The 19,235-nt window shown below is 63.8% G+C and carries 20 protein-coding genes; 9 read left to right on the top strand and 11 right to left on the bottom strand.

What is annotated here, in order from left to right; translation table 11 throughout:
• Nucleotides 1-45 precede the first annotated feature (45 nt).
• Genes murA through AC22G6_RS04840 form a run of 10 tightly spaced genes read right to left on the bottom strand, consistent with a single transcriptional unit; the run spans nt 46 to nt 7,146 of the window.
• On the bottom strand, nt 46-1,296 hold the full coding sequence (gene murA, locus AC22G6_RS04885) for a UDP-N-acetylglucosamine 1-carboxyvinyltransferase (RefSeq protein ID WP_108971229.1): 1,251 nt from the start codon (nt 1,294-1,296) through the stop codon (nt 46-48).
• 9 nt (nt 1,297-1,305) lie between these two features.
• Entirely contained in the window at nt 1,306-1,563 is a 258-nt protein-coding gene (locus AC22G6_RS04880; protein WP_108949356.1) for a BolA family protein, read from the bottom strand.
• A gap of 13 nt (nt 1,564-1,576) precedes the next feature.
• Complete coding sequence (locus AC22G6_RS04875; RefSeq protein WP_108949357.1) at nt 1,577-2,329, bottom strand: ABC transporter permease; 753 nt, start codon at nt 2,327-2,329, stop codon at nt 1,577-1,579.
• Nucleotides 2,330-2,369: 40 nt separating this feature from the next.
• Nucleotides 2,370-3,272, bottom strand: coding sequence for an ABC transporter ATP-binding protein (locus AC22G6_RS04870; protein WP_487365850.1), 903 nt, complete (start codon nt 3,270-3,272; stop codon nt 2,370-2,372).
• A 2-nt stretch (nt 3,273-3,274) separates the two neighbouring features.
• Nucleotides 3,275-3,544, bottom strand: a complete 270-nt coding sequence (locus tag AC22G6_RS04865; RefSeq protein ID WP_487365849.1) for an STAS domain-containing protein — start codon at nt 3,542-3,544, stop codon at nt 3,275-3,277.
• Complete coding sequence (locus tag AC22G6_RS04860) at nt 3,544-4,173, bottom strand: MlaC/ttg2D family ABC transporter substrate-binding protein (RefSeq protein ID WP_487365848.1); 630 nt, start codon at nt 4,171-4,173, stop codon at nt 3,544-3,546. Before AC22G6_RS04860 ends, AC22G6_RS04865 begins: the two co-directional genes overlap by 1 nt.
• A 13-nt stretch (nt 4,174-4,186) precedes the next feature.
• A complete protein-coding gene (locus AC22G6_RS04855) occupies nt 4,187-5,044 on the bottom strand; it encodes an MlaA family lipoprotein (protein WP_487365847.1) in 858 nt (285 codons plus the stop codon).
• 28 nt (nt 5,045-5,072) lie between these two features.
• Nucleotides 5,073-5,540 carry an outer membrane lipid asymmetry maintenance protein MlaD gene (gene mlaD / locus AC22G6_RS04850; protein ID WP_487365846.1) on the bottom strand — a complete coding sequence of 156 codons (468 nt, stop codon included), beginning with the start codon at nt 5,538-5,540 and terminating at the stop codon, nt 5,073-5,075.
• A complete protein-coding gene (gene mlaE / locus AC22G6_RS04845) occupies nt 5,540-6,331 on the bottom strand; it encodes a lipid asymmetry maintenance ABC transporter permease subunit MlaE (protein WP_108949362.1) in 792 nt (263 codons plus the stop codon). The genes mlaD and mlaE overlap by 1 nt, the downstream gene beginning before the upstream one ends.
• Nucleotides 6,328-7,146 (bottom strand): ABC transporter ATP-binding protein, encoded by an 819-nt coding sequence (locus AC22G6_RS04840; protein ID WP_108949363.1) that lies wholly within the window; start codon nt 7,144-7,146, stop codon nt 6,328-6,330. The genes mlaE and AC22G6_RS04840 overlap by 4 nt, the downstream gene beginning before the upstream one ends.
• A gap of 343 nt (nt 7,147-7,489) precedes the next feature.
• On the opposite strand from AC22G6_RS04840, the gene AC22G6_RS04835 reads away from it, so the two are divergent.
• From AC22G6_RS04835 to AC22G6_RS04795, 9 genes are all read left to right on the top strand, one after another.
• Nucleotides 7,490-9,079, top strand: coding sequence for a secretin N-terminal domain-containing protein (locus tag AC22G6_RS04835; protein WP_487365845.1), 1,590 nt, complete (start codon nt 7,490-7,492; stop codon nt 9,077-9,079).
• Entirely contained in the window at nt 9,076-10,812 is a 1,737-nt protein-coding gene (locus AC22G6_RS04830) for a GspE/PulE family protein (protein ID WP_487365844.1), read from the top strand. The genes AC22G6_RS04835 and AC22G6_RS04830 overlap by 4 nt, the downstream gene beginning before the upstream one ends.
• On the top strand, nt 10,809-12,017 hold the full coding sequence (locus AC22G6_RS04825; protein WP_487365843.1) for a type II secretion system F family protein: 1,209 nt from the start codon (nt 10,809-10,811) through the stop codon (nt 12,015-12,017). Before AC22G6_RS04830 ends, AC22G6_RS04825 begins: the two co-directional genes overlap by 4 nt.
• Before the next feature lie 14 nt (nt 12,018-12,031).
• Nucleotides 12,032-13,558 (top strand): hypothetical protein, encoded by a 1,527-nt coding sequence (locus AC22G6_RS04820; RefSeq protein WP_487365842.1) that lies wholly within the window; start codon nt 12,032-12,034, stop codon nt 13,556-13,558.
• Entirely contained in the window at nt 13,558-14,154 is a 597-nt protein-coding gene (locus AC22G6_RS04815; protein ID WP_487365841.1) for a hypothetical protein, read from the top strand. Before AC22G6_RS04820 ends, AC22G6_RS04815 begins: the two co-directional genes overlap by 1 nt.
• Entirely contained in the window at nt 14,151-14,558 is a 408-nt protein-coding gene (locus AC22G6_RS04810) for a hypothetical protein (protein WP_487365840.1), read from the top strand. Before AC22G6_RS04815 ends, AC22G6_RS04810 begins: the two co-directional genes overlap by 4 nt.
• A gap of 5 nt (nt 14,559-14,563) precedes the next feature.
• Nucleotides 14,564-15,799, top strand: a complete 1,236-nt coding sequence (locus tag AC22G6_RS04805) for a hypothetical protein (RefSeq protein ID WP_487365839.1) — start codon at nt 14,564-14,566, stop codon at nt 15,797-15,799.
• Nucleotides 15,787-16,485 carry a prepilin-type N-terminal cleavage/methylation domain-containing protein gene (locus AC22G6_RS04800; RefSeq protein ID WP_487365838.1) on the top strand — a complete coding sequence of 233 codons (699 nt, stop codon included), beginning with the start codon at nt 15,787-15,789 and terminating at the stop codon, nt 16,483-16,485. Before AC22G6_RS04805 ends, AC22G6_RS04800 begins: the two co-directional genes overlap by 13 nt.
• A 61-nt stretch (nt 16,486-16,546) precedes the next feature.
• Nucleotides 16,547-17,203: a type II secretion system protein gene (locus tag AC22G6_RS04795; RefSeq protein WP_487365837.1), complete on the top strand. Its 657-nt coding sequence runs from the start codon at nt 16,547-16,549 to the stop codon at nt 17,201-17,203.
• A 7-nt stretch (nt 17,204-17,210) separates the two neighbouring features.
• Here AC22G6_RS04795 and AC22G6_RS04790 read toward each other — a convergent pair whose 3' ends face one another.
• Nucleotides 17,211-19,178, bottom strand: a complete 1,968-nt coding sequence (locus AC22G6_RS04790) for a monovalent cation:proton antiporter family protein (RefSeq protein ID WP_487365836.1) — start codon at nt 19,176-19,178, stop codon at nt 17,211-17,213.
• Nucleotides 19,179-19,235: the final 57 nt, after the last annotated feature.

The raw sequence follows: 19,235 nt of genomic DNA, 5'->3' as shown, positions 1-19,235 counted from the left end.
GAAACATCCGGCGCGCCCTGACGGGCCGCGCCGGTGCAGGCGTCTTCAGTTCAGACGACGCACGCGCGCGCCGAGCGCCGCCAGCTTTTCCTCAAGTCGTTCGTAGCCGCGGTCGAGATGGTAGATGCGCTCGATCGTGGTCTCACCATCCGCTATCAGCCCGGCAATCACCAGACTGGCCGACGCACGCAGATCGGTCGCCATGACCGCAGCGCCCTGCAGACGCTCGACCCCCTTGACCACCGCCGTATTGCCGTCGATGCGGATGTCTGCACCGAGGCGCTGCAGCTCGACCGCATGCATGAAGCGGTTCTCGAAAATGGTTTCGCGGATCATCGCAACACCGTCCGCCACGCAATTGAGCGCCATGAACTGCGCCTGCATGTCGGTGGGAAATGCGGGATAGGGCGAGGTCCGCAGGTTGACCGCCTGCAGACGCTGAGGTGCCTTGAGGCGAATCGCATCGCGCTCGGTCTCGACCTCGCAACCCGCATCCATCAGCTTATCCACGACGGCATCGAGGTAGGCCGCAGACGTTCCCGTCAGCCGGACATCACCGCCGGTCACAGCTGCAGCGCACAGATAGGTGCCGGTCTCGATGCGGTCGGGCATGATCCGGTGCGTCGCGCCATGCAGGCGCTCAACCCCCTGGATACGAATGACGTCGGTCCCTGCACCGGAGATGCGGGCCCCCATCGCCACCAGGCAGTTGGCAAGATCGACGATCTCCGGTTCGCGTGCCGCGTTCTCGATCACGGTCTCGCCGTCTGCCAGACAGGCCGCCATCATCAGGTTCTCGGTGCCGGTCACCGTCACCATGTCGGTGAACAGTCGTGCGCCCTTCAGGCGCGGCACTCGGGCATGCACGTAACCATGCTCAACCGTCACCTCGGCGCCCATCGCCTGCAGCCCCTTGATATGCTGATCCACCGGGCGTGCGCCGATGGCACAGCCGCCGGGCAGGCTGACACGTGCCTCGCCGCAGCGCGCCACCAGCGGCCCCAGCACAAGGATGGAGGCGCGCATGGTCTTCACCATCTCATAGGGCGCGACCGGATTGTTCAGGCCGGCAGCCTCCAGCGTCGCGGTGCCGCCATCGATGCTGACCTTCACCCCCATCTGCCCGAGCAGGTCGAGCAAGGTGCCGATGTCCTTGAGCTGCGGAACATTGGTAAAGGTGACAGGCTCCGCCGTCAGCAATGCGGCACACAGGATCGGCAGCGCCGCGTTCTTGGCACCGGAGATGGCTACTTCACCCGAGAGGCGGAAACCGCCTTCAATCAACAGCTTGTCCATGATCTTCGCTTACAGTCCCAACTCGACGCGCGCCTCGGCCCATTTGGCCGGGGTATAGGTTTGCAGCTGCAGGGCATGGATCTCGTTGCCCATCAGCTTGCCCAGCGTGGCGTAAACGGCCTGGTGCTGGCGCACCTTGAGCTGGCCCTCGAAACTCGCGCTGACCACGATCCCGCTGAAATGCACACCATCATCACCGTCGATGAGGACGAATTCGCAGGGGAGACCCTGCTCGATCAACCGCTTGACTTCACTTGCCTCGAACATTTCCAGACTCCTCTCAGGCGCGCAACTTGTAGCCCCGTGCGAGCATCGCCAGGGTCAGTACCGCGACAAAAACAAAACACCCGCTCACCACACCGAGGCTGAGCCAGGGCGACACGTCGGACTGGCCGAAGAAGCCGTAGCGGAAGCCGTCGATCATGAAGAAGAACGGGTTGGCATGGGATACGTCCTGCCACAGCTGCGGCAGGGAATGAATCGAATAGAACACGCCCGACAGCATCGTGAGCGGCATGATCAGGAAGTTCTGAAACGCGGCAAGCTGATCGAACTTGTCCGCCCAGATGCCGGCAATGACGCCGAGCGAACTGAGAATACCCCCGCCCAGCACGGCAAACACGATCACCCACAGGGGCGCGGCCATATGCAGTTCGACAAAGGGGATCGAGATCAGCAACACGCCGACGCCGACGAACAGACCACGAAAGGTCGAGGCGATCACGTAGGCCGCATAGAACTCGCGATACGACAAGGGCGGCAGCAGCACGAAGATGATGTTGCCGGTGATCTTGCTCTGTATCAGCGAGGACGAGCTGTTCGCGAAGGCGTTCTGCAACAGCGACATCATCACCAGACCGGGCACGAGAAAGGCGGTATAGGCGATATCGCCGTATACCGTGACGTGACGATCAAGCACATGGGAGAAGATGAGCAGGAAGAGCACGGCGTTGAGCACCGGCGCCATGACGGTCTGGAAGGCCACCTTACGGAAGCGCAACACTTCCTTGTACAGCAGGGTGCGAAACCCCATCCACGGGGCGTCCTCACCAGACACTATCTGCTGTGGGCGCTCAGACACGATGCATGACCTCAATGAAAACCCGTTCCAGATCCGGCTCGCCGAGATGCATCTCGGTCACGCCTGCATTGCCTTCACGCAGACGGGCCAGCAGTTGTTCGACATCGGCGAAGGCATCGAAGGGGAACTCGATCCAGCCGCCCTCCACCGCATGCCCGCCAAGCACGAGCGCGACCTCCGGATGTGCGACCTTCACCCGCATGGTGTGCGTTGCAAAGCGATTGAGCAGGTTCTGCGTCGTATCGAGCGCGACCACCTTGCCCGCCTTGAGCATGGCGATGCGGCCACACAGGGTCTCGGCCTCTTCGAGATAGTGCGTGGTCAGCACGATGGTATGACCGTCCCGGTTGAGCTTGCGCACGAACTGCCACAAGCCCTGGCGCAACTCAACATCGACGCCCGCGGTCGGTTCGTCGAGCACGATCACCGGCGGGCGATGAACCAGCGCCTGCGCCACCAGCACCCGGCGCTTCATGCCGCCGGACAGGGTCCGCATGTTGGAAGCCGCCTTGGCCGTCAGATCCAGGCTGGCGAGGACCTCGTCGATCCAGTCGTCGTTGTTGCGAATGCCGAAATAGCCGGACTGGATGCGCAACAACTCGCGCACGGTGAAGAAGGGATCGAAGACCAGTTCCTGCGGCACCACCCCGAGATTGCGCCTGGCCTTGCGATAGTCGCTCACGACATCGTGGCCCATCACTTCAAGCTTGCCGCTATCCGCACGCACCAGGCCGGCCAGCGCAGAAATCAGTGTTGTCTTGCCGGCGCCGTTTGGCCCCAGCAGGCCAAAGAACTCGCCCTGCCGGATCTCAAGGTCGACGCCGCCCAGCGCCTGCAGGCGCCCGTACTGCTTGGTCACGGACGAAATCCGGATTGCGGGAACAGTCGTCGTCATGCTCAGCCGGCAAGCGGCAGGACTTCGTCCAGACCATAGAGTTCGATCAGACTTTTGAGCCCGTCAGGCATGCCGGTGACACTGAGTGTGTTGCCACGCGCCTTCAATCGGCGCAGCCACTCCAGCAGCAAGGCCAAGGCAGCGGAGTCCGCTTCGGTGACGCCCGCGAGGTCGACGACACAGTCGCCCTCGGGAAGAGTGCGACCGATCAGTCCGGCAACCGTCCGCATGGTCAGCGCACCGTCCATGCGGACAACGGATGCTTCAGCCATCAACTGCCCGCCTGAGCGCTCACGAGCGAACTGTTCTTCGCCTCAAGTGAACGAATCAGACCATCGATGCCGTTACTGCGAACCTCGGAGCCAAAGCTGCCCCGATAGTTGGTTACCAGGCTCACGCCGGCCACCACCACGTCGAATACCTTCCAGCCTGTGCCGGTCTTTTCCAGCATGTAGTCGATGCCGATGGGCTGCGCCCCCGGCTGACGTACCTCGGTGCGCACCTGGACCGTCGTGTCGGTCGCACCCATGCGGGTGGGCTTGAAATCGATGACCTGCTCGCGATACTGGGTCAGCGCATTGGAGTAGGTCCGCACCAGCAGGGTCTTGAATGCTTCGGTCAGACGGTCCTGCTGCGCCGGCGTGGCGTTGCGCCAGTCACGACCGACCGCCAGCATGGTCATGCGGCGGAAGTTGAAGTGGGGCAGCACCCGCTCTTCCACCAGACCAAGCGCACGCGCGGTATCGCCCGACTGAATGGCCTTGTCTTCGCGCACGATGGTCAGTACGTCGTTGGTCACCGAGCGCACCAGCACATCGGGCGGGGTCTTCTCGTCGAGCGCAAACGCGGCAGGCGCAGCAGTCGCGAACATCAACAGGAAGCAGCACAAAAATCTCTTCATCATTCTCACCAGTTCAGTTGAAATGCCCGCCAGTTTGGGCATTCAGCGCAAAATCACCGACACCGAGCAGTTCCAGGTCTTCCACTGCAACCGCTGCGAGTTCGTCTGCAGCCCTGCCCAGCGGCAGGCTGTCACCGTCTACACGGCTGAAATCTTCGTACACCCGTGGCGGGTTGCCATCGAAAACTTTGTAACGGCGCTGTTCAAGATAGAAGTCGCGCACATAGCTGTACTTGTCGAGCGTACCTTCTTCCAGGGTCTTGTCCACACCGAGGAGATTTGCGCGCGTGTTCAGGAGACGCACACCGGTCATCGTATTGCGCGTCGGGATGTGGCCAACGGACGACACGGGATCGACCGACATATCGACCGGAAGCATTGCTGCGTCACGCAAGGTGCGCGGACCGAAGAAAGGCAGCACGATGTATGCGCCATCGCCGACGCCCCAGCGGCCGAGCGTCTGACCAAAGTCCTCGTCATGCTTGGCAAAGCCCATCTCTGTCGCAATATCGAGCACACCGGCAATACCGAATGTCGAGTTGAACAGGAAGCGCATCATGTCACTCAGCGCATCTGCGAACTTGCCCTGAAGCAGGTTGTTGACGCCGATCCAGGGGTCGCCGAGGTTGCCGAACACGTTGCTCACGCCCGTGCGGACCGGCGACGGCAATACCGCATCGTAGGCCTGGGCGGCCGGCTTGATCACGGCCTTGTCCAGCCCTTCATTGAAGGAGAACATGGCCCGGTTGTAGCCTTCGAGCGGATCCTCAGGATTCGATGCCGTCGTCGCACAACCGCTGCCCAGCAACACGGTTGCCGCCAAGACCAGCACACGCGCGCCGCTTCGGAGGGGACGCATTGTTGCGTTCATTTCGGTTTTCTCCATCGGGACGAGGCCGTCATTGCGCCGGCGCTTCGGCCGCCTTGTTGAACATGAACTGACCGATCAGCTTCTCGAGCACGACTGCAGACTGCGTAATCTGGATGACGTCGCCACCCTTGAGCACGTCGACCTCCGCCCCCGGTTCAAGTCCGATGTACTGCTCGCCGAGCAGACCGGAAGTCAGGATGGTGGCAATGGTATCGCGGGGAAATTCGTAACGACTATCCAGTTCAAGCTTGACCACCGCGCGATAGCGCTGCGAATCGAAGCGGATATCCGCAACACGCCCCACCAGCACCCCGGCACTCTTGACCGGCGCCCGCACCTTGAGCCCGCCAATGTTGTCGAAGGGCGCCTCAACCACATAGAGCGTTGCGCCACTCAGGCCGGTGAAATTGCCGACCTTCATCGCCAGAAAGATCAGTGCTGCACAACCCAGCACTACGAATACACCCACCCACAGGTCGAGCGTCGTTCTGCTCATCATTGACCCCGGAACATGAAAGAAGTCAGTACAAAATCCAGCGCCAGAATTGCCAGCGCCGAGCTCACCACCGTGCGGGTAATTGCCCGCGAAACACCTTCGGCCGTCGGATTGCAGTCATAGCCTTCGAACACCGCAATCAGCGATACCGCCACACCGAAAACAAAGGATTTCAGCACCCCGTTCAGGATGTCGTAGCGAAAATCCACAGCCGCCTGCATCTGTGACCAGAACGCGCCATCGTCGACGCCGATGAACACCACCCCGATCAGCCAGCCACCAAACACGCCCATGGCAGAAAACATCGCTGCCAGCAAAGGCATCGAAATCACCCCACCCCAGAAGCGCGGCGCAACGACACGCGCAATCGGGTTCACGGCCATCATGTCCATGGCCTTCAACTGCTCGGTCGCCTTCATCAAACCGATCTCGGCCGTAATTGCGGAGCCGGCACGACTGGCAAACAGCAAGCCGGCAACCACCGGACCCAGCTCGCGCGTCAGCGAGAGCGCCACCAGCACCCCGAGCGCATCGCTCGACCCATAGCGCTGCAGCGTTTCATAGCCCTGCAGCCCGAGCACCAGTCCGACAAAAAGCCCGGACACCAGAATGATCAGCAGCGACAGCACGCCACTGAAGTAGATCTCACGGATGGTGAGATGCACACGACGGATCGACTGTCCCGAATACAGCAGCATCATGACGAAAAAGCGCGCCACAAAACCGAAGCGCCATACTGCGTCCACCGTCATTGCACCGACGCGCCGCACAAAATCAATGACCGGATTCATCGCACACCCCGATCGAGCAGACTGGACATCGGCGCCGCCGGATAATGGAAAGGCACCGGTCCGTCCGCTTCTGCGTTGACAAACTGATGCACGAAAGGATGCTCGGACGCACGGATCTCCTCCGGCGTGCCCTGGGCCACGATCCGCCCCTCGGAAACGAAGTACACGTAATCGACGATCTCGAGCGACTCATTCACATCATGGGTCACCATCACCGTACTTGCACCCAGCGCATCGTTGAGCCGACGAATCAACTGCCCGACGATGCCGAGCGAAATCGGATCGAGACCGGCAAAAGGTTCGTCGTAGAGCACCAGCATCGGATCAAGCGCCACTGCACGAGCCAGCGCCACCCGCCGCGCCATCCCGCCCGAGAGCTCGGACGGCATCAGTGCAGCAGCCCCGCGCAAACCCACTGCCTGCAGCTTCATCAGCACGAGATCACTGATCAGCCCCGAGGGCAGCTCGGTGTGCTCGCGCAACGGAAAGGCCACGTTGTCAAACACACTCATGTCGGTAAACAGTGCGCCAAACTGGAACAGCATGCCCATGCGCCGGCGCAAGGCGTAGAGCGCAGCGTTTCCGAGCTCGCCCACGTTCTGGCCTTCCACCTCAACGCGACCGCCCGTCGCGCGAATCTGGCCACCGATCAGGCGCAGCAGCGTGGTCTTGCCACAGCCACTGCCGCCCATGATTGCCACGACCTGGCCACGGTGCACATCCAGGTCGATACCGCGCAAGACTTCCCGCTCGCCATAGGCAAAACGAACGTCGCGCAGGCTGACGAGAGGCGCTTGCGTAGAAGAGGGAGTCACCGGGGAAGTCTTAGGGTAGCAAAGGGCAGCAGTTTAGCAGAGGAGCGCCGCGTCTCACGCCAAATCTGTTGCAACGCGACAACGTGCGACACGCCCCCATCAGCGGCAGGGACATCGCGGACACACGGCAGGCAGCCAGTCAGTCAATGCGACCGACCCCGCCAGCAGCGCCCCCGCAACTTGACGCAGCGACACGAGAATGTATTATGCTAATCGCATTCGTAAATTCATTATGCATATACACAAACTCATCCCCGCCATCATCTGCGCCTCGGTACTGGGCTGCGCCCAGCCGCTCCCGCGTGCGCCAGCGAATGCGCACCTGAATGCAAACGAGGTCGGGATGAGCGCCGAGGCAGCACCCACACAATCGAAACCGGCGCCAACCGCGACGGCGCACGCCCCCGAAGCCCCTGCCCCGACCTACTCGGTTTCGGTGAACCGGGTGTCAGTCGTCGAACTCCTCAATGCGATCGCACGCGACGCGCGGCTCGACATCGACATCCATCCGGGCATTACCGGCGTCGTGACGCTCAATGCCTTCAATCAGCCCCTGAGACAACTGCTTACGAGAATCTCGCGCCAGGCCGACATCCGGTTCGAACTCACAGACAGCTATCTCGCGGTGATGCCAGACACCCCCTACCTGCGCACCTACCAGGTGGATTACGTCAACCTGAGCCGAAGCATGAACGGCTCGGTCGCCACCAGCACCCAGATTGCAACCAGTTCGAGCGCGCTTGACGGCAAGCGCAGTGCCGGCGGCAACACCTCTCTCACGCAAATCGAAACACTGTCGGCAAACCGCTTCTGGGAGTCGCTCGAAACCAACATCCGGACCATCCTCAGGGAGCACACCCGGTTCATCCTGCGTCGCCGCTGCGAGGACCGCCGGCAGGATTCGTCTGATCGCGACGGCGGGCAGTCCGCCCCCTGCTCGGAGCCCGAGCAGGCCGAGTTCGTGATGGTCAATCGTGAAACCGGCGTCCTGATGGTCCGCGCCAACAGCACTCAGCACGAACGCATTGTCGAGTTCCTTGAGCGGGTTCAGACCGCCGCGCGGCGTCAGGTCATCATCGAGGCCACCATCGTCGAGGTCGCGCTCAGCGACGGATACAAGCAGGGCATCGACTGGACGCGCCTCGGCACCCGCAGCGGCAGCATCCAGCCTCGCGGCTCTGGCGCCGACAGCAGCACTCTGTCGCCAACACTCTCCTACCTGTCGGACAAGCTCGACATCAGGCTCGAACTGCTCGAATCCTTCGGCACGGTGAAAGTGCTTTCAAGCCCCCGGCTTTCGGTGCTGAACAATCAGACCGCGATGCTCAAGGTCGTCGAAGAAGTGGTCTACTTCCTGGTCGATGCCTCGACCACCGCCTACGGCGACAGCGACCGCGAGAAGATCACCGCGACCACGACACCGCAATCGGTTTCGGTCGGCATGGTGATGGCCCTGACGCCACAGATCAGCGCGAACGGCGAGATCATCCTCAACGTACGGCCGACGATCTCCAGCATTTCCGGTTTCCGCGACGACCCAAACCCTTCGCTCGGAAGCATTCCAAACCGTGTGCCGCAGATTCGCACACGTGAGATCGAATCCGTCCTGCGCCTGGCCAGCGGCGAGATCGCCGTACTCGGCGGGCTGATGGAAGACAAGCTCGATTACGACACCGGGCGCATCCCGCTTCTCGGGGCAATCCCCATCCTCGGTGAGTTCTTCACCCGGCGCGAGAACTCGGCACAGCGCACCGAACTGGTCATCTTCCTACGCCCGGTCCTGATCGAGCACCCCGCAATCGACGCCGGCTACGCCGGATATCGCGAATCGCTGCCGGCTCCGGATTTCTTTCGCGCGCCGCCCGAGCAAGCGCACGTCTTCGGTTCGCTGGCACCGGACAATGCATCCGGCCCGGGCACGCGACAACGATGAACATGATCGCCCCGCCCCCGGCCGCCGCCCCTGATCCGCAAACGATCGGGCAGCAACTGCTCGATGCCGGGCTGATCACCGAAGACCAGCTTCGCATCGGCCTCCTTGAACAGTCTCGCAGCAAACAGCCACTGGGGCGCGCCCTCATCGAGCTCGGCTTTCTCACCGAAGGCACGCTGCGTGACATCCTGAGCGCGCGACTGGGGCAACAAAGCGTCGAGCTCTCCAGCGTCGTCATCGATCCGGCCATCCTTGCCCTCGTCCCCGAGCACATCGCCCGCCAGCATCGCCTGCTGCCCTTGCACTTCGACGCAGATATCAGGCAGCTCACCCTTGCCAGCCCCGGTGGGCACGACATCATTGCACTCGATGCGCTGCGCAGCGTATGCGAACCGGGCATCGACATCATCCTGCGCCTAGCGGCCGAATCCGAACTGCGCCAGGCACTTGATCGCCATTACGGCTACCAGCTTTCAATCGACGGCATCCTGCACGAGATCGAATCCGGCACCGCACCCCAGCCACAGGATCACGGCCCGGGCCACCCCCGGCAACCCGTCATCCGACTCATTGATGCGCTGCTGGTCGACGCGGTCAAACGCGACGCTTCCGATATCCACTTCGAGCCCGAAGCCGGTTTCCTGCGGATTCGTTACCGCATCGATGGCCTGCTGCAACAGATCCGGGTGCTGCATCACAGTTACTGGCCGGCCATGGTGGTCAGGCTGAAAGTGATGGCGGGCCTCAATATCGCCGAGACGCGCAGTCCCCAGGATGGCCGCATCTCGCTCACCCTCAACGGCCGTCCAATCGACTTCCGGGTCTCCGCCCAGCCGACGCTTCACGGCGAGAACATCGTCCTGCGCATCCTCGACCGGCAGAAGGGGATCGTTCCTCTCGCGCAGCTGGGGCTCGCCGCCGAGCAGCAGGATCGCATTTCACGGATGATCGCTCACCCCGAAGGCCTGATCCTGGTCACGGGCCCGACCGGAAGCGGCAAGACCACCACGCTCTACTCCATTCTCAACCAGCTCAACGACGAAACCCGCAACATCATGACGCTGGAGGACCCGGTGGAGTATCCGATGCCAATGGTCCGTCAGACCACGATCTCGGACGGCGCGAGGATCGACTTCGCCAGCGGCATCCGTGCCATGCTCAGGCAGGACCCGGACGTGATCCTGGTCGGCGAGATCCGCGACACGGATACCGCGGAGATGGCGCTGCGGGCAGCCATGACCGGTCATCAGGTGTATTCAACCCTGCACACCAATTCCGCGCTCGGCGCCATTCCCCGGCTGCTGGACATCGGGCTTCGCCCCGACCTGCTCGCTGGCAACCTCGTCGGCGTGATCGCCCAGCGCCTGCTCAGACGCCTGTGCCCGGCATGCCGTCAGCCCGACCGCCCCTCCGTCGCCGAACAGCAAGTGCTCGGCATCCTGCCGGAGCACGCCGCGACGACGAGAATTCATCGTCCCCGGGGTTGCCCCGAGTGCGCTCACCGCGGCTATCGCGGGCGGCTTGCCATCGTCGAATGTCTGCTGATGGATGAAGAACTCGACGACCTCGTCAGTCGACGGGCAGGACGGCGCGAGCTCGCCGCCGCCGCAGCGCGCAAGGGTTTTGTCGACCTGGCCCGGGACGGCACGCGTCGCGTGCTCGACGGCAGCACCAGCATCGAAGAGCTGTCCCGCGTCGTCCGTCTCCACCGCCACGACCAGCCCCCGTCATGACGCTCCATACCTATCGGGCAATCGACAACGGTGGCCGCAGCGTGCGCGGCACCACAGACGCCGCGGACATCGAGGATCTCGAATCGCGCCTGCAGCGGCGCGGACTGACACTCGTCCACGGCGAACCGGCCAACCCGCACACCGGACGCCGCGTCTGGAGCCGACGCATCCCGCGCAGCGAACTCATCCATTTCTGCTTCCACCTGGAACAGCTGCTCGCTGCCGGCGTCCCCATCATCGAAAGCCTCACCGACCTTCGCGAAGCCACCGCGCACACGCAGATGCAGCAGGTCGTGAGCACACTGGTGGAGGACATCGAGGGCGGACGCCCGCTATCGGAAGCCGCGGCCCGCCATCCGGGTGCATTCGACGCGGTGTTCTGCAGCCTGCTCCGGGTCGGCGAGCAGACCGGCACGCTCGCCCCTGTGCTCCGCCAACTCGCAGATGCCTTGCACCGTGAAGACGAACTCGCCGCCCACGCGCGCAAACTCGCCATCTATCCGATCATCGTCGGCTCGGTCCTGTGCGCGGCAATCGCGGTCGCGCTCCTGTTCGTCGTTCCCGAGCTCGGCCGCCTGTTCCGCAGCACAGGGCAGGCCCTGCCACTGCAGACCCGCATCCTGATCGAGCTGTCGAGCGGCCTCGCACACCATGGATGGCTGATCCCGGTGGCGCTCGCCCCCGCCTTGGGCGCGACGCGCTTTGCCATCCGCAACAACCCGGCGCTCCAGCTTGGTTTCGACCGTTTGCGCCTGCGCCTGCCGTTGCTCGGTGCGCTGCAGTACAAGATAGCACTGGCACGCGTCGCCAGCCTCCTTTCCATGCTCTACGCGTCCGGGATCACGCTGCTCGACGCCCTGGGCACCGCAGAACACGCCAGTGGCAATCTCGCCATCCGCGACAGTCTGCGCACAGCAAGCCTGCGCATCACCGAAGGTCACGACATCGCGTCTGCCTTCGAGCTCACCGGTCTCTTTCCCCAGCTGGTGACCCGCATGCTGAGGATCGGAGAGCAGACCGGCAGCCTCGACACCGCGCTCGGCAACGTCGTTCATTTCTACGAGCGCGACACCAAGGAATCCATCGAGCGTCTTCAGGCGAGCGCCGAGCCCATGCTCACCCTGATCCTGGGCGCCTTGATGCTGTGGATCGTGTTTGCCGTGCTCGGCCCGGTGTACGACATCCTCACCCGGCTACCCGTCTGACTGGAGCGCAATCAATGAAGCCCGACAGACTGCTCGTGATCGACGCCGACGGACTCGAAGCCTGGCGCCACGAACGGGGTCGCCTCGAACCCTGCGCACAGTTCCGGACCGGTGGCGACGAAGCTGTCGTCGCCTTCCGCAACTGGCTGGATACACAGGTGCATCGGTGCCGCTTCGCGATCCTGATCGATCTTGCCGAAGAGCGGTGCGTGCTGGAGCACCTCCCCCGCGCCAACCGCAGTGACCGCAAGGCAATGATCCTGCGCAAGACGCGCCAGCACTTTCCGGACACGGACTTCACCACCAGCGAGCACCACGGGCGACATGACGGCAACCCGGCGCTCGATACCTTCCTGCTGTGTGCGCTGACGCGCCCGGCACTGTTCGAGCCATGGTTCAAGGCGCTCGAGCAAACCCTGGCAATCGTGACCCGCATCGACACCCCGCCTCGCCTGCTCGAGCGCTGGAACCGCGGAAACCCGTCCGGCAGTGACACCTGCCTGCTACTGAGCCTCACGGCAGCCGGGATGCGTCAGACTCTTCTTCGACACGGCAGGATGAGTTTCACCCGCATAGCGCCCCCACGAGCAGGTTCGCTTGCGGAATGCCTGCCTTTCTATGCCAGCGAGCTGTCCCAGACCCGGGCCTATCTTTCGGGTCAGCGCCTGATTGCCGACAACCTGGCGCTGAAAACCCTGTTTCTTGCCCACCCGGCAGACCGCGACATCCTGAGCAGCATCGGCGCGCAGGACAAGCGCATTGACCTTCATTTCATCGATCTCCCCGCTCAGGCGCAGCCACGGCAACCCCGCGGAGCGACGTCCGCCTCCGACACGCGTCCTTTCCTGTTGCAAGGACTCGTCGACAAACCGCCACCCATCCACTACCCGGCTGCAACCCTGACGAGCAAATTCACCACGGCGCGCCTCCGGCGCAGGTTACTCGGGATCGCCGGCAGTGCGACCCTCGCCATGCTTCTCGCAGCCAGTGCGATGTTGCTCGACGCCCGCAGCCTCGCACGACAGACCGCCCCTCTCGAAGCCGAACGGGTCGCACTGCAGCGGCAGGCTGACGACGTGAACAGGCAACGCCCTGCGCTACCCGCGCCAATGGCGGTCACGCTCGACTGGCTCGACGATCTTGAACACATCCGGAGCCGTGGGATACCAGACGATCATGTGATGCATCAGGTCAGCGCGATGCTCGAGGCCGCACCGGCACTTCAGCTCGAGCGCCTGAGCTGGCATGCGGCCGGCGCCGCACCGGACAGACGCGGCACGGTGGCCGGCCCGGCAGAGATCGCCGTCGAAATCGACGCGAGCCTTGAGCCCGACACCACCTTCGCCGATGACAGTCCGATGGAGCAAACCCAGCGCCTGATCGATGACTGGCAGCGCAGCTTCCATCTCCAGATTGAGGCCAGACACCTCCCGGGTCTCGCTTCTTCGGCGGATGAACTTGCGCGCGACCTCCCCCGACCGTCCCGCCTGAGCCTGCGCTTCATGCTGCCGCCGGCACAATCCACGCAAGGTGAGCCGTGATGGGCAGGCGCATTCCGTCGTCGCTGCACAAGGCACTGGCAATCGCCACGCTTCTGCTCGCAGCCGCAGGAGGTGTGCTTGCGCTGTCCATCCATTTCAGACACGGCCAGACACAGGCCCTCGCACTTGCACAGCGGGCACTGGAGCAGGCGCGGCTGCAGTTGCAACAGTCAAGGGACGACACTGCGCGCAGCCAGCTTGCCCAGTCTCGCCTTGCCGCACTCGAACTCGTAGACGCCGATACCCTCCCTGCCCTGCAGCACGATGCGCTGCGCAGGCTTCAGTCTGATCCGCACCTGTTCTCGGTCGAGCTCAGAACAAGACCGCGTGTGTCAGACAAACCCGCCGCTCCTGGACTCCCGACGCGCACTATCCTGCATCTGAGCCTGCGTGCCGGCGTGCTGCATGAAGAGGCGCTGAGCGTCGCGCTGCACTCCCTTGCCGCCACGCCCGGGGTCAATGTCATCCCGCGCGGATGCAACATCGTCCGCGCGCGCTCAACGCACGACGACGCCCCCACCATCGTCACGCCACTGCAGGCACGCTGCGAGCTCGACTGGCTCACCCTGCACCCGGCCACGGGTGCATCGTCATGAGAGCCAGGCGCATCCTCGTCCTGCTGCTGTGCGCCGCCCTCGCGATCAGCGGGCTGGCGCGCGCAGAACGCCCTGGCCGCCTGTTCTTCACGCCCGATGAACGGCGGGCACTCGAGGCGGCCCAGCTTCGTCCCGCCCCCAGAGCCACTCCCGAGCAGGCCGGCATTCGCTTCGACGGCATGATCTGGCGCGAGCGGCAGGTGGTGAAGGTATGGGTCGATCAGGACACGCAACTGCCGGAGCCGCCCTACCACCCGGAGCTTGAGACCGCGCAACTCCGAATCGACGCACGCACAGGGCACGAGGTTCGGCTAAGCGCTGGACAGCACTGGTCTCCAGCCAACACCACGCGGCAGCAGGAAACAATCCCGCTTCAGCGCGGAGACGAAGGCCGCGTGAAATGAAAAGGATGCAGAAGGGATCCATTCTGATCGCAGTACTGCTGATCCTCGTGATCGGCGGCACCGGCGTGATGCTGAGCGCCGACAGACTCTCGGCACGGATCCAGCTGCAGGCGCAGGCCAGGAGTACGGTTGCGCTCGCGCAGGCAAGAGATGCGCTGCTCGGCTACGCCATCAGCTATGCAGAACAGCATCCGGGTCAAGGCTACGGTTATCTGCCCTGTCCCGACGCAGCGAACACCGGCTCGGCCCGGATAGGGGCATGCAATGTCCGTGACCATGGCGCCATCGGCCGCTTTCCCTATCGCACCCTGGGGCTGTCCGATGTGCGCGACGGCTGGGGCGATTGTCTGTGGTACGCGGTGGCGGGCAGCGTCAAGAACAACCCCAAGCCGCTCGCACTCAACTGGGACAGTCCCGGTCAGTTCGACCTCACCGACAGCGCAGGGCGCCCGCTCGCTGCTCAGGGCGGGCGGACCCCGCGTGCAGTGGCGGTGCTGCTTGCCCCTGGCCTCGCCAACGCATCGCAAGCAAGACCCCCTGCATCAGGGCGGCTCTGCCCGGGGAGCAACGATGCGGTTGCCGATCTTCCCGCCTACCTCGACCAGCCTTACCCCGCAGACTTTTCATCCACGCTTGCCATCGTGCAAGGGAATCCCGCAGACACGGTCAACAACGACCTCATCGCCTGGATCACCACCGACGACATCTTCGACGGCCTGCGCCGACGGCACGACTTCCCCCTCCTCCTCGACGCCATGATCAGCCGCGCGACCACTGCACTCGACACCGCGCTGAACCAGACCGGCTTCCTTGCCGCTCACGCAACCCAGGTCAGCACTGAACGTTTTCAGGGGCTGGTCCCGGATGCCAGCACCCTTGGCATCGCTCCGCAGTTCGCGGACCTGCACGAGAACTGGCGCGACCAGCTGCATTTTGTGGCCTGTGCCAACGGCAGTCCCTGCCTGCAGGCATTCCTGACCGACACCGCCCATTCGCCTCCGCTTGCCGCCGTCGAATCATGTCGCGCACTCGTCCTGTTCGGTGGCGAACGCATCCGCAGCGGCGCTGCCGCTCAGTCGCGGCAAAGCCCTGCCGAGCGCGCCGATCCCGCGCAGTTCTTCGAGGGTCTCAATGCCGCGAGTCTGCTGGCGGGCAGCGGGGATTTCAGCGGCTCGACCGCCTTCACGATTGCGACACCCTCAGACCCGGCGAGCGCGGACGTGATCAAATGCATTCATTAGCCCGTCCGCACGCCTGCGCACGCCCGCTTTCAGGCGCCGGCTTCACCCTTGTCGAGATGGCGGTGGTGCTGGTGATCCTCGCCCTGCTGAGCAGCACCCTGATGGCACCGATCAGCGGCCAGATCGAGGCACGTGCCAGACAGGAAACGGCATCCAGGCTTCACGACATCGAACAGGCCCTGATCGGCTTCGCCATCATTCACGGCCGCCTGCCCTGCCCAAGCACCGAGCCCGACCCTGCGAGCCCCGCCTACGGGCTTGAGCAAAGCCCGCCCTGCAACCACGGCAGTCCGGGTTACCTGCCCTGGCGCACCCTGGGAACCGAGCCGACCGACGCCTGGGGCACCCCGCGCACGTCCGCGGCTTCGAGCTGGCACGGTCACTGGCGATACCGCGCTGACGCCGGCCTTACCGACGCAGCCATCAGCGCAACGTCGACGACTCAAAGCAACCTGCAGATTCGTGACCACGCCGGCACGCCGATCACCACGACCAGCGCATCACGCGCAGCTGCAATCGTCTTCTCCACCGGCCCGAACGGCATCGCCGACGGCCTCAACGCCAGTCATTCTGCAGCCACCCCCGTTTTTGAAGCCGGTGAAGCCACCAGCAGCTTCGACGATCAGCTGCGCTGGATTGGCCACCCCCTGCTGATCGCCAGGCTGGCTCAGGCGGGACGACTGTGATCGCAGCCGACGCCCTGCTCCACATGATTCATTTTCAACACAAGCCAAAAGGAGTCGTAACGTGAAAGCAAGGCAAACCGGTTTTACCTTGGTCGAAATCGCCATCGTGCTGGTCATCATCGGCCTGCTGATGGGTGGGGTTCTGAAAGGGCAGGAGCTGATCAACAGTGCCAAGGTCAAGAACCTCGCCCAGGATTTCCGCACGGTCCCGCTGTACATCTATGGATACCAGGACAAGTTCCGTGCGCTCCCGGGTGACGACGCGCGCGCCGGCACGCATGTGTGTGCGGCAGGCAGCACGTCATGCACCACGCTCGGCGACGGCAACGGCCGGATTGATGGCGACTGGGACGCTGCAGTCGGGAGCCCACAACCGGAATCCGTGCTGTTCTGGCAGCACCTGCGCCTGGCCAACCTGGCCAGCGGGCCGACAGAGACGACCGCCTCCAACTTCCTCCCGCTGAACGCCGACGGCGGTCGCATCGGGGTGCAGGCGGGCGGAGCCGGTGCGCCACTTGGTGTCCGCGGCAGCCATGCCATGTGCTCGGGCGGAGTCCTCGGGAAGTACGTCGTACAGCTCGATACCGCACTCGACGACGGCGATCCGACGACGGGTTCGATGCGAGCAGGGACAGGGAGCGGCACCACCCTCACCCCGGTCAGCACCACCAACCCGCTCGACGAGGCAGTCGCCTACGCGGTTTGTCTCGGGTTCTGAGCGCCGCTCACGCGCCCTTGAGCAATCGCTGCTCGGCCAGCTCCAGCCCCGCAGGAAGGCCGAGCAGCACGACCACGTCACCTTCGAGAATGCGGGTATCCGGACTCGGCGACAAGCCGCGAATGCCGCGCCGGCGAACGGCCGATACCGAAACCGAGATCTCATCCAGATGCAGGTCGACGAGCGTCATCCCCACCGACGCAGCACCCGGCGGCACGGACACCGAATGCAGGCGGACCAGGCTGGAATCCGGCTCGCCGACATCGGTTGCGCCATGAAAGAAGCCCCGCATCAGACCATAACGCTGATTCCGGATATCGCGAATCCGCCTCACCACGCGGTTCAGGGGCACCCCGACCAGCGCGAGCGCATGTGAGGCGAGCATGATGCTGCCCTCGAAAGCCTCCGGCACCACCTCGGCTGCACCGCCCAGGGAAAGCTTGTCCATGTTCGATTCGTCCGTCGCCCGCACCACAACCGGCAGATCGGGGCGCAGCGCATGGGCGTGATGCATCACCCGCAGTGCAGCCTCGACCTCGCTGAAGGAAATCACCAGTGCGCTGGCACGCATGATGCCGGCCGCCATCAGGGTCTCGCGCCGCGCAGCGTCGCCATACACCACCGTATCTCCGGCAGCGCCGGCCTCGCGCACGCGGTCGGGGTCGAGGTCGAGCGCCACGTAGCTGACGTTCTCCTGCTCCATGAAGCGGGCCATATACTGACCGCTGCGCCCATAGCCACAAACGATGATGTGCTTGTCGTTATTGAGTGACTGCGCCGCAACCCGGGTCAGCTCCATCGAGCGCATCAGCCACTCGGACGCCACGAAGCGCAGGACCAGTTTGTCGCTGATCTGCACGATCAGCGGTGCAGCCAGCATGGACAGCACCAGTGCAGCCACCGTCGTCTGCAGCAGGCCGGCCGGCATCAGGTTCTCTCCGGCGATTTCGGACAACAGCACGAAGCCGAACTCGCCGCCCGCACACAGCCACAGGCCCGAGCGCATCGCAGTGCCCGGCGGCGAGCCGAGTGCCTTCGACGCCATGAAGACGATGCCGAACTTGAATACCAGCAGCGCAATCACCAGACCAATCACCGCAGGCAGGTTGTGCACGATCGCGATGACATCCAGGAACATCCCCACCGTGACGAAGAACAGTCCGAGCAGTACATCGCGAAACGGCTTGATGTCCTCTTCCACCTGGTAGCGGTACTCGGTCTCGGAGATCAGCATCCCGGCGAGGAACGCCCCCAGCGCGAGCGACAGGCCGACCAGCTCCGAAAGCCATGCCAGCCCGAGCGTGATCAGCAGCACATTGAGCATGAACAGCTCGCCCGACCTGCGCTTGGCCACCACTGTGAACCACCAGTGCATCAGGCGCTGGCCAAACACAAGCACCAGCGCGAGCAGGACGACGGCCTTGACCGCCGCCAGCCCGAGCGTGAACGCGAGCTCCTCGGGCGGTCGCGACAAAGCGGGCAGGAGGATCAGCAGCGGCACCACCGCGATGTCCTGAAACAGCAGCACACCGATCGTCTCGCGCCCGTGCCGGCTGTCGAGCTCGAGCCGGTCGGTGAGCAGCTTGGACAGAATGGCGGTGGATGACATCGCCAGCGTACCGCCGAGGGCAAAGCTGGCCGTCCATCCGAAGCCGAAGAGCCGTCCGATCAGCATGGTCAGCAGCATGCAGGCCACCACCTGCAGCGCCCCCAGGCCAAACACGATGCGCTTCATTGCAAACAGGCGCGGCAACGAGAACTCGAGGCCAATCGAGAACATCAGGAACACGACTCCGAACTCTGCAAGATGGCTTGCGCCCTCCGACGATGGCACCAAACCCAGCGCATGCGGTCCCACTACCGCGCCGACAAGCAGATAGCCGAGTACCGGCGGCAGATTGAGGCTGCGAAATAGCGCCACCATCACCACCGAAGCGGCAAGCAGCAGCAAGACGAGTTCCAGGGTGTTCAGCATTGGAGCCTGTGGAGTTAAACGCCCGCACCCGGCGAGGGGTCCGGCTGTTATACAATC

The organism is Parazoarcus sp. PS-13 R2A (assembly GCF_057621855.1).
This window is presented reverse-complemented; position numbering and strand designations above follow the sequence as displayed.